General features: G+C 70.8%; 15 protein-coding genes. 9 read left to right on the top strand and 6 right to left on the bottom strand.

The annotated features are described in order from the left end of the window. Positions 1-148: 148 nt before the first annotated feature. Positions 149-400: a globin domain-containing protein gene (locus C998_RS0112440; protein ID WP_018871204.1), complete on the bottom strand. Its 252-nt coding sequence runs from the start codon at positions 398-400 to the stop codon at positions 149-151. Positions 401-583: 183 nt separating this feature from the next. Between C998_RS0112440 and C998_RS0112435 the strand changes: the two genes are divergently transcribed. From C998_RS0112435 to C998_RS0112405, 7 genes are all read left to right on the top strand, one after another. Next, a complete protein-coding gene (locus tag C998_RS0112435; protein ID WP_018871203.1) occupies positions 584-982 on the top strand; it encodes a hypothetical protein in 399 nt (132 codons plus the stop codon). A 2-nt stretch (positions 983-984) separates the two neighbouring features. After that, complete coding sequence (locus C998_RS0112430; protein ID WP_018871202.1) at positions 985-1,431, top strand: glycine cleavage system protein H; 447 nt, start codon at positions 985-987, stop codon at positions 1,429-1,431. Next, on the top strand, positions 1,410-2,120 hold the full coding sequence (locus tag C998_RS0112425; protein WP_018871201.1) for a thioredoxin family protein: 711 nt from the start codon (positions 1,410-1,412) through the stop codon (positions 2,118-2,120). The genes C998_RS0112430 and C998_RS0112425 overlap by 22 nt, the downstream gene beginning before the upstream one ends. 121 nt (positions 2,121-2,241) lie before the next feature. Continuing rightward, positions 2,242-4,092 (top strand): DHH family phosphoesterase, encoded by a 1,851-nt coding sequence (locus C998_RS0112420; RefSeq protein ID WP_018871200.1) that lies wholly within the window; start codon positions 2,242-2,244, stop codon positions 4,090-4,092. After that, positions 4,089-4,553 carry a glycine zipper 2TM domain-containing protein gene (locus tag C998_RS0112415; RefSeq protein ID WP_018871199.1) on the top strand — a complete coding sequence of 155 codons (465 nt, stop codon included), beginning with the start codon at positions 4,089-4,091 and terminating at the stop codon, positions 4,551-4,553. The genes C998_RS0112420 and C998_RS0112415 overlap by 4 nt, the downstream gene beginning before the upstream one ends. A gap of 125 nt (positions 4,554-4,678) precedes the next feature. After that, positions 4,679-5,293: a hypothetical protein gene (locus C998_RS0112410; protein ID WP_231364998.1), complete on the top strand. Its 615-nt coding sequence runs from the start codon at positions 4,679-4,681 to the stop codon at positions 5,291-5,293. Between the two features lie 64 nt (positions 5,294-5,357). Further along, the gene (locus C998_RS0112405) at positions 5,358-6,617 is read left to right on the top strand and encodes an adenosylhomocysteinase (protein ID WP_018871197.1); all 1,260 of its coding nucleotides are present in this window, start codon (positions 5,358-5,360) and stop codon (positions 6,615-6,617) included. 8 nt (positions 6,618-6,625) lie between these two features. On the opposite strand, the gene ribA is transcribed toward C998_RS0112405, so the two are convergent. Beyond that, positions 6,626-7,771: a GTP cyclohydrolase II RibA gene (gene ribA, locus C998_RS0112400; protein WP_018871196.1), complete on the bottom strand. Its 1,146-nt coding sequence runs from the start codon at positions 7,769-7,771 to the stop codon at positions 6,626-6,628. Between the two features lie 104 nt (positions 7,772-7,875). Here ribA and C998_RS0112395 point away from each other — a divergent pair, with 104 nt between their 5' ends. Together C998_RS0112395 and C998_RS0112390 are read left to right on the top strand one after the other, a co-directional pair. Continuing rightward, entirely contained in the window at positions 7,876-8,682 is an 807-nt protein-coding gene (locus C998_RS0112395; protein WP_018871195.1) for a RibD family protein, read from the top strand. A gap of 24 nt (positions 8,683-8,706) precedes the next feature. Continuing rightward, positions 8,707-9,732, top strand: coding sequence for an alpha/beta fold hydrolase (locus C998_RS0112390; protein ID WP_018871194.1), 1,026 nt, complete (start codon positions 8,707-8,709; stop codon positions 9,730-9,732). Positions 9,733-9,769: 37 nt separating this feature from the next. Here the strand turns inward: C998_RS0112390 and C998_RS0112385 are convergent, their stop codons facing one another. The 4 genes from C998_RS0112385 to C998_RS0112370 form a co-directional block, all read right to left on the bottom strand. Further along, the gene (locus tag C998_RS0112385; RefSeq protein WP_038082062.1) at positions 9,770-10,459 is read right to left on the bottom strand and encodes a TVP38/TMEM64 family protein; all 690 of its coding nucleotides are present in this window, start codon (positions 10,457-10,459) and stop codon (positions 9,770-9,772) included. A 39-nt stretch (positions 10,460-10,498) separates the two neighbouring features. Then, a complete protein-coding gene (locus tag C998_RS0112380; RefSeq protein ID WP_018871192.1) occupies positions 10,499-11,914 on the bottom strand; it encodes a replication-associated recombination protein A in 1,416 nt (471 codons plus the stop codon). A 29-nt stretch (positions 11,915-11,943) separates the two neighbouring features. After that, a complete protein-coding gene (lolA, locus tag C998_RS0112375) occupies positions 11,944-12,567 on the bottom strand; it encodes an outer membrane lipoprotein chaperone LolA (protein WP_026279617.1) in 624 nt (207 codons plus the stop codon). Between the two features lie 128 nt (positions 12,568-12,695). After that, positions 12,696-15,077, bottom strand: a complete 2,382-nt coding sequence (locus C998_RS0112370) for a DNA translocase FtsK (protein ID WP_018871190.1) — start codon at positions 15,075-15,077, stop codon at positions 12,696-12,698. Between the last annotated feature and the right edge of the window lie 46 nt (positions 15,078-15,123).

The following is a 15,123-nucleotide window of genomic DNA, read 5'->3' as shown; positions in this document are numbered from 1 at the left end:
AGGGGCTCGGCCGCCCGTTGTTGATCAAAAACGGGCGCGCGCACGGCGTTGCGGCTCCCTTGTGCAGAATGACTGCACGGCGGTCGCCGCGCCTTGTTCGCACGCAAAAGCGACTCGAGCGCGAACGTGTACATTGATCAGTGTTTCCCTAGTGTGCGATCCGGCGCACGGTGTCTTCCAGCACCTGCGGCTCGTCGATGTGCTCGGCCCACGCCATCACTGCCCGGGCCAGGGCCTGCGGCTGTTCACCGGCGGCCTGATGCGCCTGGTTGAAGACGTTCCTGAGCTCCGGATGGGCCTCGAACATCCGGGCATAGAAACGCCGGGTGATGGTTTCGCCGTGCTCCGCCAGCACGGGCACGGTGGATTTGACGATCTCGCGGGTCCCGGATTCCAGCATGCAGACATTCCTCGGCATTCAGGTGGAGCCGGGAACGCTAATAAAAGATGTATCTCTGGAGCAAGTTTGATTTTCTTACTGTGGGTTGCAACACCCCTTTTTCTCTAGCACAGATACGTTGACCCCGACACCTTCCGACTATAAGGTTGATTCAGTATAAATCTTTTCGGAATGGAGAAAGGCGTGCTGACGCGCAACCGTCTGTTCATCACCATCGCTCTCGTCTATGCCCTGCTCGGTGGCGGGGTGGCCGTCCTCTGGCTGCTGGCGCCGGGCACGATCACCGGCGATGCGGTGCGCCTGCATGCCCACCTGATGCTGCTGGGCTTCGTCACCATGATGATCTACGGGATCGGCCTCCATGCCCTGCCCCGCTTTTCGGGACGCAACCTGTTTTCCGAGCGCACCGCCGATGCCCAGTTCGTGCTGGCCAACGCCGGTCTGCCGGCGATGGCCGCCGGCTGGCTGGCCGGCAGCCGCGAGATCCTGCTCGCGGGGGGCCTGCTGACCTGGGCGGCCATGCTGCTGTTCACCCTCAACATCCTGCTCACGGTGCGCCGGCGCGGTCCCGGGGAGGCCTGATCATGAGCGAATATCGCGGCTGCGAGATCCCCGAGGATCTCTACTACGACCTGGATTACCTGTGGGCCCGCGAGGAGGCCGACGGCAGTTTTACCCTGGGGCTGACCGACCCGGCGCAGACCATGGCCGGGCGCCTGCAGTACACCACGTTCAAGCGCCCCGGCACGCACCGCAGGCGCGGCAAGACACTGGCACGGCTGGAATCCGGCAAATGGGCCGGCGGAGTGCCCGCACCGTTCGACGGCACCATCGAGGAGGTGAATGCCGCGGTGACCGCACAGCCCGACCTGGTCAACCGTGCACCCTACGACGAGGCCTGGCTGCTGCGCCTGCGCCCGGACGACCCGGAGACCGCGCGCGAGCACCTGTACACCGGGGAGCGGGCCCGCGAGTCGCTGGAACAGTGGATCGAACGTTACGGCGTCCAGTGCATGCGCTGCGCCGACTGATCCCGGAGGCACGCACGCGCGTACAGCTTCTTGTCTCTCAGTGGTGCCCCTCCTGCGATTCGGCCGAGGCCGTGTGGAGCCGGATCGCAGCCGAACGCGAGTTCGACTTCAGCGTGGTGGACATGGGCACGCCCGAAGGCCGCGAACTGGTCCAGCGGCTGCGCCTGAAGACCGTCCCCGCACTGGTCGTGGACGGCGAACTGCGCGGGGTCGGTGTGCAGAGTCCGGAGGAGGCGCGCGAAATCGTGGCCGGCACGCCCGAGCGCAGCGGCCACTCGGCGCCGGTGGGCATCGCCCTGGCGCCGGCCAGCCGCGCCCATCTGCTGTCCACGGTCGTGTGGCTGGCGATCGCCGGGGGCCTGCTGGCGCTGCACGGCGACCTGCTTCCGCCCGGCGGGCCGTGGCCGGGTGCACTGCATGTCTTCCTGCTCGGGTTCGTGACCCCGTTCATCGCCGGACTGGCGGAACACATGATCCCGCGTTTCATGGAGCGGCCGGTGCGCGCGGGCCCGTGGTCCTGGACCCAGTGGGGCCTGCTCAACGCCGGGGCAGCCGTCACCGCCATCGGCGGCTGGCTCGTCGGTCCGGCACTGGCCGCCGCCGGGATCACCCTCGCCACGGCCGGGCTGGCGCTGCTGACCCTGCGCCTGTGGCCGGCCCTGTGGCCCGCGGCGGCGTCCGACCACTGACGGACCGAACCGCTTCCCGGGACGGGCGTTGCCCTGCCCGCGGACGGGACACTTCCCGGTACGCGCCGCCCCCTCTATCCTGTGCGCCCGTTTCCCGACGACCCACGGTCGCGGTGCCCCGATGTCCAGCACGGATCCCCCGCCTGATCAGAACCTGGTGCCGCCGCCGGAGCCGACCTGGGTCCGGCGCCGGCCGGACCCGGACGTGGAGGCCGCGGCGCGCGCGGCCGGACTGACCCCGCTGCAGGCCCGCCTGATCGCCGCCCGGGTGTGCGAGACCAACCCGGATGTCCTGCGGGCCGGCTTTGTCGAACGCCCGCTGCGCGCCCTGACACCCCCCGACGCCCTGCCCGATCTGGACACGGCGGCGCAGCGCATCCTGCGGGCGCTGGAGGCCGGCGAGACCGTGGCCCTGGAAACCGACCACGACGTCGACGGTGTCACCAGTCACGCGCTTTTGTATCGCGGCCTGACCCGGGTACTGGGTCACCCGGAGGTGCGTCTGCAGTCCTGGATCGGCCACCGGCTGCGCGAGGGCTACGGCCTGTCCGACGCCCTGGCCGAGCGCATACTCGCCGCCCGGCCCCCGCCCGATCTGGTGATCACCGCCGACAACGGATCCGGCGACGAGGCACGCATCGCCCGCCTGCGCGCCGCCGGCATCGACACCATCGTCACCGACCATCACGTGATCCCGGCGGACGGCGTGCCCGCCTCGGCGCTGGCCTGCGTCAGCCCGGCGCGCAGCGACAGCCGCTACGGCGACCCCGCGATCGCCGGCTGCATGGTGGCCTGGCTGCTGCTGATGCGCGTCCACCGCCTGCGCCAGCAGGACACCGGACGCGAGGATGCCGCCGGGCGGGCACTGCTGATCGACCTGCTGGCCGAAGTGGCCGCGGGCACCGTGGCCGACTGCGTGACGCTGGGCGACAGCCTCAACAACCGGGTGGTGGTCCATCAGGGCCTGCGGCGCATGAACGCCGACAACGCGCGGCCCTGCTGGCGGGTCGCGGCGCGGCGGCTCACCGGCGGCGAGCGCCCGCTGGACGAATCCGACCTGGCCTTTGGTCTGGGCCCGCGCATCAACGCCCGCGGCCGCCTGGACGAGGCAATGGCCGGGGTCCGCTTCCTGCTGGCGGAGGACGAAGCGGAAGCCGAGCACTGGTGGTCGGCTCTGGACGAGGAGAACGACAATCGGCGCCGCATCGAGCGCGAGCTCACCGTGCGTGCGCGTGAGGAGGCCGCCCGGGCCGCCGCCCGCGGGGTCTCGGGTCTGTGCCTGTGGCTGCCCGACGGCCACCCGGGGGTACACGGCATCATCGCCTCGCGCATGGTCGAGGCCCGCGGCCTGCCGGTGCTGTGCGTATCGCCGGTATGGGAGTGCGACCGGCGGGTGACCGGCTCCGCGCGCGGGGTACCCGGCTTCCATGTCGCCGATGCATTCGCCGCGATGGCCGCCACCGAACCCGATCTGCTGGAGAAATACGGCGGCCACGCGCAGGCAGGCGGCCTGACGCTGGCCCGCGCCGACCGCGAACGCCTGGCTCGTGCCTGGGAACGGGTCTGCGCCGACAGCCAGCGCGAGCACGGCTGGACACCCGGCCCGGTGCTGGAGATCGATGGCGAGGGCCCGTCCCCGCGTGCCCTGGCGGCCGGGACCCTCGAGCAGATCGACGCCCTGGCCCCCTGGGGCCGCGGTTTCCCGCGCCCGGTGTTCGTCTGGGATGGAGTACTGCGCGGCCTGCGCCGGATGGGCGACGGACGCCATCTGCGGCTGCGTCTGGAGACGGCCGATGGCGACCTGCAGGGGATCTGGTTCAATGCGCTGGAACCGGATGCACGGGATCCGTGGCCGCCGGGAACCCGGATACAGCTTGCGGGGTCTCCTGAATGGAACCATTACAACGGCACGTCAAGGCTGCAGGTCCGCATTCACGCGGCGCGGTGGGCGGCCTTGGGGAGAAAACCATGAAGTTCGTTCGCCAGTCCCTCATCGTCACCATCGTTGGCGGCACCGCCCTGGCCCTGGCCGCCTGCACCCACCCTCCCACCCGCGAACAGACCGGCGCGGTCATCGGCGGCGCGGCCGGGGGCGTCATCGGCAGCCAGATCGGCGGCGGCCGCGGGCAGATGGCCGCCACCATCGCGGGGACCCTCGCCGGTGCGGCCATTGGCGGTGCCATCGGCCGCTCCATGGACGAGGTCGACCGCATGCGCGTGCAGCAGACCCTGGAGACCGCCCCCGACCGCGAAACCCGGGAGTGGCGCAATCCCAACACCGGACAGCAGTACCGGGCCACGCCGAAACGTACCTATGAACGCGACGGCCGCCCGTGCCGCGAATACGAAGTGCTGGCGACCATCGACGGCGAAGCGGAGACCATCACCGGCACCGCCTGCCGCGACGTCTACGGCAACTGGGTCATGCAGTAGCCCGACGCGGCGCGGGCCGCGCGGCTTCACGCCCGGCTAACGGAATGGCCCATTGGGTGTATTGTTCCGCCGTGTGAATTCCCTCAAGGTCTGGCCAAGATGCTGAATCGGAGGGACCTTCACCCATGCATTCACCCATGCATCCGCCCGGGCACCCCGCCCCGCTGCGCGCGGACCTGCCCGGGCCCGCACCGGGCGCGTCCCCCGGGACCCCGTCGCAGGCAGCCGCGTCCGGCGACCTGCTCCGGATCGAGCGGGACGCCCCGCCGGACCTTTGTCTGACCCTCCGGCGCCGACGCTGGTGGCAGCGCCTGCTGCGCCCTTTGCTGGGGCCGCTGGAACGCCCCCTGCCGGATTCACGGCTGACCCGGCGTGTGCGCATTCGCGCCGCCTCTGCAGCGGATCACGAGGCCCTCAGGACCAGCCCCAGCGCGCAGACCGCGCTGGTCGACCTGTTCCGCGCCGAACGCCACTCGCCGGTGGATATCGTGACCGTCGGCTTCGACAACGGCCGGGCGCGGATCGACGGCCGGATTCTCGAACCCCTCGATGAAGAACGGTCGCGGCGGCTGCACGCGGAACTGCATGCTCATCTCGATGCCGCCTCGCATGCCCTGGCGATGACCTTCAAGGGCCGCGCGGGCCGGCGGGCGCAGCGTGCCGCGGGAGCCTCGCCCGTGGTCATGCTCGGCCTGCTCGCCCTGGGCCTGGTGGCCATCCTCGTGGTGGCCCTGCTCTGACGACGGTGGACGTCCCCACCGGGGCGCGGCACACTCCCGCCTTTCGCATTCACGGGAGGACGTCATGGCCGCAGACATCGAACAGGGTCGCCAGAAACTCGCCTGGGCAAGGGAGCACATGCCGGTGCACGCCGCCCTGCGTGAACGCCTCGGCCACAGCCGGCCGCTGGCCGGCATCACCCTGGGTGTCTGCTCTCATGTGGAGGCCAAGACGGGCGTGTTCGTCGAGACGCTCGCCGCCGCCGGCGCCGAGGTAGTGTTCACCGGCAGCGAGCCGGGCTCCAGTCAGGACGATGTGGTCGCCGCCCTCAACGAGCAGGACGGCATCACCGGCTACGCCCGGCGCGGGGTCTCCGAGGCGGAGCTGGAGGCGCTGCACCTGCAGGCGCTGGACCACGGACCGACCTTCATCCTCGACGACGCCGCCGAGCTGACCGCGCGGCTGGTCCACCAGCGCCCGGCGCTGCTCGACGGCTTCATCGGCATGTGCGAGCAGACCACCACCGGTGTCCAGCGGCTGCAGGCGATGGCGCGCGCCGACGCCCTGCCGTTCCCCGCCTATGCGGTGAACAACACGCCGATGAAGCACGAGTTCGACAACATCCACGGCACCGGCGAGTCGTCGCTCACCAACCTGCTGCTGACCACCAATCTGCTGCTGGCCGGCAAGCGGGTGGTGGTGGCCGGCTTTGGTGACTGCGGTCTCGGCATCGCCGGCAAGGCGCGGGCACTGGGGGCCCGGGTGGCGATCACCGAGATCGAACCGCGCCAGGCACTGCGCGCCCACATGGCCGGCTTCGAGGTCATGCCAATGCTGGAGGCGGCCGCCTGGGGCGAGATCTTCATCACCACCACCGGCAACCGCGACGTGATCCGCGCCGAGCACTTCGAGGCGATGGCCGACGGCGCGCTGCTGGCCAACGCCGGCCACTTCAACGTGGAGATCGACGCCGAGGCGCTGGCGGGGCTGAGCGTCGAGCCGCCGCACGAAGCGCGGCCGGGCATCATGGAGTATCGCCTGGCCGACGGCCGCCGCCTGCATCTGGTCTGCGAGGGGCGGCTGGTGAATCTGGCCACGCCCACCGCCATGGGCCACCCGGCCGAGGTGATGGATCAGACCTTCGCCATGCAGATCGTCGCCGCCTGCCATCTGGTCGAGCGCGCGGCGGGGCTGGAGCCCGGTGTCCACCCGGTGCCCGACGCGGTGGACCGCGAGGTGGCCGAGCTCAAGCTGGAGACCCTGGGCATCGGCCTCGACACCCTGACCGAGTCGCAGCAGCGCTTCCTCGACGCCTGGCGCGACGATCAGATCAAGGGGGTCTGAGCACCCCCCTAGCCGCGCTCGGCCTCGGCGGCGAGCAGTTCTTCCAGCCAGTGCCCGCCACGATCCGCCTTGGTGCTGAGATAGCGCAGGTTGTGCGGGTTGACGGTGCCGTGCACCGGTTCGCGCGACGCCACCTCGATCCCGCCGGCGCGCAGCGCCTCGATCTTGGCGGGGTTGTTGGTCAGCACGCGCACACGCTCGATCCCGAGGAACTCCAGCATCTCCACCGCCGCCTCGTAGCGGCGCCCGTCGGCACCGAAGCCGAGCTGGCAGTCGGAATCGATGGTGTCCATGCCGGCATGCTGCATGGTGTAGGCCCGCAGCTTGTTGGCCAGACCGATGCCGCGGCCTTCCTGGGCGAGATACAGCAGCACCCCGCCACCGCTGTCGTTGATCATCTTGACCCCGCGACGCAGCTGATCCCCGCAGTCGCAGCGCAGGCTGCCGAACAGGTCGCCGGTCAGGCAGGCCGAATGCAGGCGCACCGGCACCGGATCCGGCCAGCGGCTCGGCTCGCCGATCACCACTGCCACGTGTTCCTGGATCCCGTTGCCCTCGCGAAACAGCATGAACCGGGTCACCGGAGCGTCCGCCAGCGGTACCGGGGCCTCGCTGACATGCGCCAGCTCCAGGCGCGGATGCTCCGCCACCTCGCGCGCCTGCGCGGCGTCCACGTCCAGCAGCATGCCGTCGGCCACCGCCGAGGCGATCGCCTCGGGCTCCGGATCGGGGATGAAGGCCGTCACCACCGCCGGCAGCAGCCGACCGGCGCGCACCAGCTCCAGCGCGGCGGCCTCGCTCTCGGCGGCGCGCTGGAGCACCGCGCCTTCCAGCAGGCGGGCGGCGGAACTGGCATCATCGGAGCCTTCGGGCGCGCTGGCGAGGACAAACAGCGATTCCGGATCCACCGTGCCGGTCGGCTGCAGCGCCACGCCTTCCCAGCCTTCTTCCAGCGGTTGCGGCCAGCCCATTGCCGACGCCCGGTGGGGGGTTAGAATCAGACGGGGCCGTCCGCCGGTCATCACGGTCAGACGATCGAGCTGTCCCGGTGTCAGGCCCTCGACGGCCGCTGCAAGGACATCCGTTCCGGAACCGCTGACACGAATCGGATGGCCCCGGCGAAGGTCAAAGATCCCGCGATCGGCGTTGTGCATCGGGTACTTCCATACGGAGTCGGGTTGATGAAGATTGCTCCTCGAACGGTCAGACTACCCCAACTGCCCCGCCGCCGTCCCCAAACCCTGCTCGGGGAGAAGCCATGAGCGAAGAAATCATCACCGAAGCGCGGGCCTGGCGATGGCTGCTGACCCGCTGTGACAATGCGGCCTGCCAGCCCCTGCCGGGCCCGCTGGCCCCGGCCGCCCACGAGGTCCTGGACCTCTACGGCCCGATCCTCGAACCCGACACCATCGCCATCGGCCAGCTGGGACAGAGTCTCGACGGACGGATCGCGACGCATACCGGGCACTCCCAGTACGTGACCGGACCGGAGGACATCCGCCATTTGCACCGACTGCGGGCCCTGGTGGATGCCATCGTGGTGGGTGCCGGCACCGTCGCCAGCGACGACCCGCAGCTGACGGTGCGCGAGGTCGAGGGCCGCAATCCGCTGCGCGTGGTGCTGGACCCCGAAGGCCGCCTCGCGGCCGATCACAAGGTGTTCGCGGCCGGCGGGCCGACCACCCTGGTCCTGCACAAGCCCGGGCATGCCCCCGATCACCTGCCGGCCCACGTGGAACGCGCGGAGCTGCCCGTCGAGACGGTCATGGCCGACGGCGAACAGCGCGAACGCTTTGCCCCCCGCCGGGTGCGCGACCACCTCGAGGCACGCGGCCTGAACCGCCTGCTGGTGGAGGGCGGCGGGCGTACGGTCTCGCGTTTCCTGGCCGCGGACACCCTGGATCGCCTGCATCTCACCATCGCCCCGATGATCATCGGCTCCGGCCGCCCGGGCATCACCCTGCCTCCGATCGACTCGCTGTCGCGGGCACTGCGACCGCCGTTTCGCGAGTTCCGGCTGGGCGGCGACAACCTCTATGACCTGGACCTGCGCAGCAAGCCCTGACCCCCCGCCGCCTCCGGAGCGCGCATGACACGCCTCGCCCGTCCCCTCCCGGCACTGCTGGTCGGCCTGCTGCTCGGTGGCTGCGCCGCCACGCCCGCCGGCCTTCCCGCACCGGCCACCGAGAATCCCGAGCCCGCGCGGCTGGAACAGGGTCTGGCCCGGATGCCCGACGGGAGCGAACTGCCGCTGCGCCGCTGGGGTCCGCGCGAGCCCGCACGGGTGGTCCTGGCCCTGCACGGTTTCAATGACTACGGCGGCAGCATGCACGCCCTCGCACGCCCGCTGGCCGCCAGCGGCATTGCGGTCTACGCCCCGGACCAGCGCGGTTTCGGCCGCACCGACTCGGCCGGGTACTGGGCCGGCCACGCGGCCCTGGCCGCCGACGCCCGCGCCCTGCTCCACGCCCTGGACGAACGTTACACGGACCTGCGCCCGTACATGGTCGGCAAGAGCATGGGCGCGGCGGTGGCGACCCTGGCGGTGACCGGCGAGCCGGCACCGCCGGTCGCCGGAACGGTCCTGATCGCCCCGGCCGTCTGGGCACGCGATGCCCTGCCCTGGTATCAGCGCATGGCCCTGTGGACGTCCACCCGGCTGTTCCCGGGCCTGCGGCTGTCCCCGGAAGACGCCGCCCACCTCGATATCCGCCCCACCGACGACCCGGTGGTGGCCGCCGGCCTGCGGCGCGACCCCTGGGTACGTGCCGATGCCCGGGTGGACAGTCTGGACGGCCTCACCACCCTGATGGACCGCGCGCGTGCCGCTGCTCCGGACCTGCCACCCCCGAGCCTGGTGCTCTACGGCGGCCGCGACGACCTGATCCCGCCGGAACCGGTGGCGGATCTGTTGCAGCCCCTGGCCGAAGGCGGACCCGGACACCGGGCGGTGTTCTACCCCGAGGGCTACCACCTGCTCACCCGCTATTCGGGGGCACGGCAGACCCACGCGGACATCACCGCGTGGATTCTCGACCCCGACGGCGACCTTCCCCACGGCGAGATCGGCCCGGCCGGGAACATCGCCGATCGCCTCCTGCGTGCAGCGGATTGATCCACGCACATGACTCCCGCTGGACGTGAGGGGCGGATCAGGCCTCCGGCGCACCCCGCTGACCCTGCCACAGGCGGCGCACGAAGCGCGGCAACAGCAGGGTCATGGCGATCACCGCCAGCACGGCGAGGCCCAGCTGCACCCGCCCCTCGGCCCCGTTCACCGCCTCGCGCGCACTGTGCCCCAGCCAGGCGTAGGCGAACAGGCTGGGGATCAGCGTGATGACAGTGGTGAGGGCAAACACGCCCACCGGGATGCCGGTCACGCCCAGGACCACGTTGGTCGGCGCGTAGGGAAACACCGGGACCAGTCGGGTCAGCGCCACCACACGCCATCCTTCCTCGCGCACGTCGGCACACAGGCGGCGTCCGCGCGGCCCCAGGCGCGGCGTTACCCAGGGGTAAAGAAAATACCGCGACGCCCAGAAGGCGATAACCCCGGCCAGGGTCGCCGCCAGCAGGCTCAGAAGCCCCCCGTACAGGGGCCCGAACAGCGCCCCCGCCAGCAGAATCCAGGCGGTACTCGGCAACGGAAGCAGGGCCAGGACCACGAACGCCAGTGTGAACACCAGCGGGGCCAGCACGCCGAACCCCGCCAGCCAGCGCTCCAGGTCCTCCAGCCGCAGATCCTGCGGACGGACCTCCCCGGTGAACAGCAGCCACGCCAGGGTCAGCAGGAGCAGGATCGCCGCCACCGGCAGCCAGCGGCGCGAAGGTCGCGGATTCATCATCGGGGTGTCGTTGCCATGCGCGGTCCGGGCATCCGGCTACCCCCCAACGTCCCCGGAGCCATCATCCCGGCCGTCGCCCCGCAGGCCGTCCAGCCGCTCCGCCAGCACCCGTTCGGTGCCGGCCCGTTTCGGCGTGTAGAACCGCCGGTCCAGCAGCGGTTCCGGCAGATAGGTCTGGCCGCGGGCCACCCCGTCGGGCTCGTCATGATCGTAGCGATAACCCGCGCCGAACCCCTCCTGGCGCATCAGTTCCGTGGGCGCGTTGCGCAGATGCAGCGGCACCTCCGGGCTGCCGGTCTCCGCGATCGCCGCCCGCGCCTGTCCGAGGGCCGCATAGGTGCTGTTGCTCTTGGGGGCCCCGGCCAGCTCCACCGCCGCCTGTACCAGGGCCAGGTCGCCCTCCGGGCGGCCGAGGCGCTCCATGGTCTGCCACGCCGCCAGCACCCGCTGGCCCAGCCCCACCGCGCCCAGGCCGATGTCCTCGTAGGCCATGCGCAACAGGCGCCGGCCGAGATAGTCCGGGTCGCAGCCGGCATCCAGCATGCGCACCAGCCAGTACAGCGCCCCGTCGGGATCGGAACCCCGCACCGATTTGTGCAGGGCCGAGATCTGGTCGTAAAACGCATCGCCCTGGCGATCCATGGCCAGCGACTGGGCCCCCATCACCGCGCGCAGGGCCTCGCCGGTGATGACCCCGTCACTCGCCAGATCCGAGGCGGTTTCCAGCCAGTTCAGGGCGCGCCGGGCGTCGCCGTCGGCCGCGCGGGCCAGACGCCGGCGTTCCTCTTCGGCCAGGCTCAGCCCGCGACCGCCCAGACCGCGCTCCGCGTCCGCCAGGGCGCGCCCGATCAGGTCCTCGATCGCCGCCTCCCCCACCGATTCCATGCGGTACACCCGGGCGCGCGACAGCAGCGCGCTGTTCAGCGCAAACGACGGGTTCTCGGTGGTGGCCCCCACGAACGTGAGCGTGCCGTCCTCGATATGCGGCAGCAGGGCGTCCTGCTGCCCCTTGTTGAAGCGGTGGATCTCGTCGATGAACAGCAGCGTGCCGACGCCGTTGCGCTTCCGGGTCTTCGCCGCATCCACCACCGCGCGCACGTCTTTCACCCCGGCCAGCACCGCCGACAGGGTCACCAGCCGCTGGGCACCGGCCTCGGCCACCAGCCGCGCCAGCGTGGTCTTGCCGCAGCCGGGCGGCCCCCACAGGATCATCGACGGGGTCTGACCGCTTTCGATCGCGCGGCGCAGCGCGGCATCCGCGCCCACCAGGTGATCCTGCCCCACCATCTCGTCCAGCCGCGCCGGGCGCATGCGCTCGGCCAGCGGGGCAGCGGGATCCACGGTCGTTGCCGCGGCTGCGGACTGCGATGACGGGTCCGCCGGCGAGCCGGCCTCCGGGCCGCCGGCGGGATCGTCCCCGAACAGATCATTGTCGAACAGGTCGTCACTCATGCCGGGATTGTAACCCCGCCGGGAACGGGTCAGGGCCGGTAGACGTCGGCCCCGTCGGGCACCTCGAAGCGGAAGGTGTCCGGATCCAGCTCCGGGTTGCGCTCGCTGGCGCTGAAACGCACGTCGGTGACCTGCCCGAACAGGTCCTCGAACTGCATGCGCACCAGGTCGCCTTCCGGGGTCAGGTCCAGCATCATGCGCACGAAATCCGCATGCTCGTCGCGCGGCAGCAGCAGCAGCCGCAGGGCCTCGCCGTCCGGCACCGGCAGGAGCAGCGTGCGAAAGTGCTCCTCCAGCCGATCCGGCTGGCTGATGGCGGCGATCGGCGTGGCCTCCAGCGCATCGCCCAGCGGGCGCACCGTGGCCTGCGCCAGGTCCGGGTCGTAGGTCCACAGCTCACGGCCATCGGACACCACCACCTGCGGGAACGGCTCGCGTACCTCCCAGTACAGCCGGTCGGGAAGCCCCAGATGCATCACCCCTTCGGATTCCTGCAGGGTGAAGCCGGTCTCGTCACTGACCGTCTGGGTGAACTCCGCGGAGAACGTCTCCAGACCGGCCATGAAACGTTCCAGCGCCAGGCGGGCATCATCGGTCGCAGCCGCCGGCGCGGCAAACAGGAGCAGCAACGCCGCCACCAGGCCGGCGAACATGGAAGACCCGCGCAGCGGGCCAGTGGCAAAACTCGGGGGACGCGGGTTCATGCGATCTCCGTCAGGGAAACTCGGATCAACAGATTGCGCGGCGACAGCTTAATCCGCAGTGAACGAGGCCGTGCGCCTCACTCGTTCGAGCGATCGGGCACCAGCACCTCGCGGTTGCCGTTGGACTGCACCGGGCTGACCAGCCCGGCGGCCTCCATGTCCTCGACCATGCGCGCGGCCCGGTTGTACCCGATCTTCAGCCGTCGCTGGACATACGAGATCGAGGCCTTGCGCGACTCGGTGACGATCTGCACCGCCTGGTCATAGAGCGGATCCGACTCCGATTCGTTCCCTTCGCCCGATTCCAGCCCCGGGATCGCCGCCGCGCCGGCCTCCGGCTCGTCGAGGATCGCCTCGTTGTAGTCGGGTTCGCCGGTGGACTTGAGGTACTCCACCACCTGGTGCACCTCGTTGTCGCCCACGAAGGCCCCGTGCACGCGCTCCGGCATCGCCTTGCCCGGTGGCAGGTAGAGCATGTCGCCATGCCCCAGCAGGTGCTCCGCGCCCATCTGGTCGAGGATGGTGCGCGAATCCACCCGCGACGACACCTGGAAGGCGATGCGGCTGGGGATGTTGGCCTTGATCAGGCCGGTGATCACGTCCACCGACGGCCGCTGAGTCGCCAGGATCAGGTGCAGCCCGGCCGCGCGTGCCTTCTGCGCCAGGCGCGCGATCAGCTCCTCCACCTTCTTGCCCACCACCATCATCATGTCGGCGAACTCGTCGACCACGATCACGATGAACGGCAGCGGCTCCAGCTCCGGCGCCTCGGTCGCGGTGACCGACTGCGCCGGGTCGAACAGCGGATCCTTCAGCGGCTCGCCGGCGGCGCGCGCGTCGCGCACCTTCTTGTTGAAACCGCCGATGTTGCGTACCCCCAGCGCCGACATCAGCTTGTAGCGCCGTTCCATCTCGCCCACCGCCCAGCGCAGGGCGTTGGACGCGTCCTTCATGTCGGTGACCACCGGGCACAGCAGATGCGGGATGCCCTCGTAGACCGACAGCTCCAGCATCTTGGGGTCGATCAGGATCAGCCGCACTTCTTCCGGGGTGGCCTTGTACAGCAGCGACAGCAGCATCGCGTTGACGCCCACCGACTTGCCGGAACCGGTGGTGCCGGCCACCAGCAGATGCGGCATCTTCGCCAGATCGGCCATCACCGGCGCGCCGCCGATGTCCTTGCCCAGGGCCATGGTCAGCGGCGACTTGCCGGAGTCGAACTTCTCCGAACGCAGGATCTCGCTGAGCGCGACGATCTCGCGGTTGTCGTTGGGGATCTCCAGGCCCACGGTGGAGCGTCCGGGTATCACCTCGACGATGCGCACCGCGATCACCGACAGCGAACGCGCGAGGTCGGTGGACAACCCGGAGATGCGCGAGGCCTTGACCCCCGGGGCCGGCTGCAGTTCGAAGCGGGTGATCACCGGCCCCGGCTGCACCGCGACCACCTCGACCTCCACGCCGAAGTCCTTCAGCTTGAGCTCGACCTGGCGCGACAGTGCCTGCAGGGCCTCTTCCGAATGCCCCTCGGAGGCCGCCGGGGGTTCGTCCAGCAGGCCCAGTGGCGGGATCGGATCGGCGCCCTCGCCGGCGGTAAACAGCGGGACCTGCTTTTCCTTCTCCACTCGCGGGCTGGGCGGCGGGGTCTCGACCTTCGGCTCCACCCGTTTCGGCGGACGGTCGGCGGTGCGTTTGCGCTCCTTGTCCACGCGTTCTTCGCGCCCGGCCCGCTGCTGGCGGCCGATGCGGCGGTCGCGCGCCAGCTCCAGCCGCGCCCTTGCGGCCTCCCAGCCGCGCACCAGCGCACGCCCCAGGCCATCCATCAGCGCAAACCACGACAGCCCGGTGAACAGCGTGACCCCGGCAAGGAACAGCGCCAGCAGCACCAGCGTGCCGCCGACCAGCCCCAGCCCGGCGACCGCCCAGCCCCCGAACAGGTCGCCCAGGATTCCCCCGGCATGCACCGGCATGCCACCCGGCAACAGGTGCAGGGCCGCCAGCGCCGAACCGGCGATCAGCGCCACCATCAGGGCCGCGCCGCGCACGCCGATCTCCAGGGCACTGGCCATGCGCGCATCCCGCCGGTGCCGGAACAGCCACCAGCCGATGCCGGCGACCGCCAGCGGGATCAGGAAGGCCAGATGGCCCAGCAGGTGAAAGGCGATGTCGGCAAACCACGCCCCGGTGGTTCCGCCGAGATTGCGCGTCCCGTCGCCATCGCCGGTGGTGGACCAGGCGGCGTCGCCCGGGTGATAGGTCACCAGGGCCACCAGCAGGTACAGCGCCAGCATGCCGAAGATCAGCAGCGCGCCCTCGCGCAGCCCGCGCAGCAGCTGCCCGCTGAGCGTGGGCGGCGTCGACGGCGCCGCGCCCTGGCCGGACTTCGGGCCGGACTTCGACCCCGTCTTCGCGCCGGATTTCTGCCCCTTGCCTGTGGATTTGGCCTTGCTTGCGGCCATGCGCTCCCCGTCGGTGCCGGCCCGCCAGCGCGGGCATCTCGAATCA

Source organism: Thioalkalivibrio sp. ALgr3 (assembly GCF_000377325.1).
GTDB lineage: Bacteria > Pseudomonadota > Gammaproteobacteria > Ectothiorhodospirales > Ectothiorhodospiraceae > Thioalkalivibrio.
The sequence above is the reverse complement of the archived record's forward strand: the minus strand, read 5'-3'. Positions and strand labels throughout refer to the sequence as shown.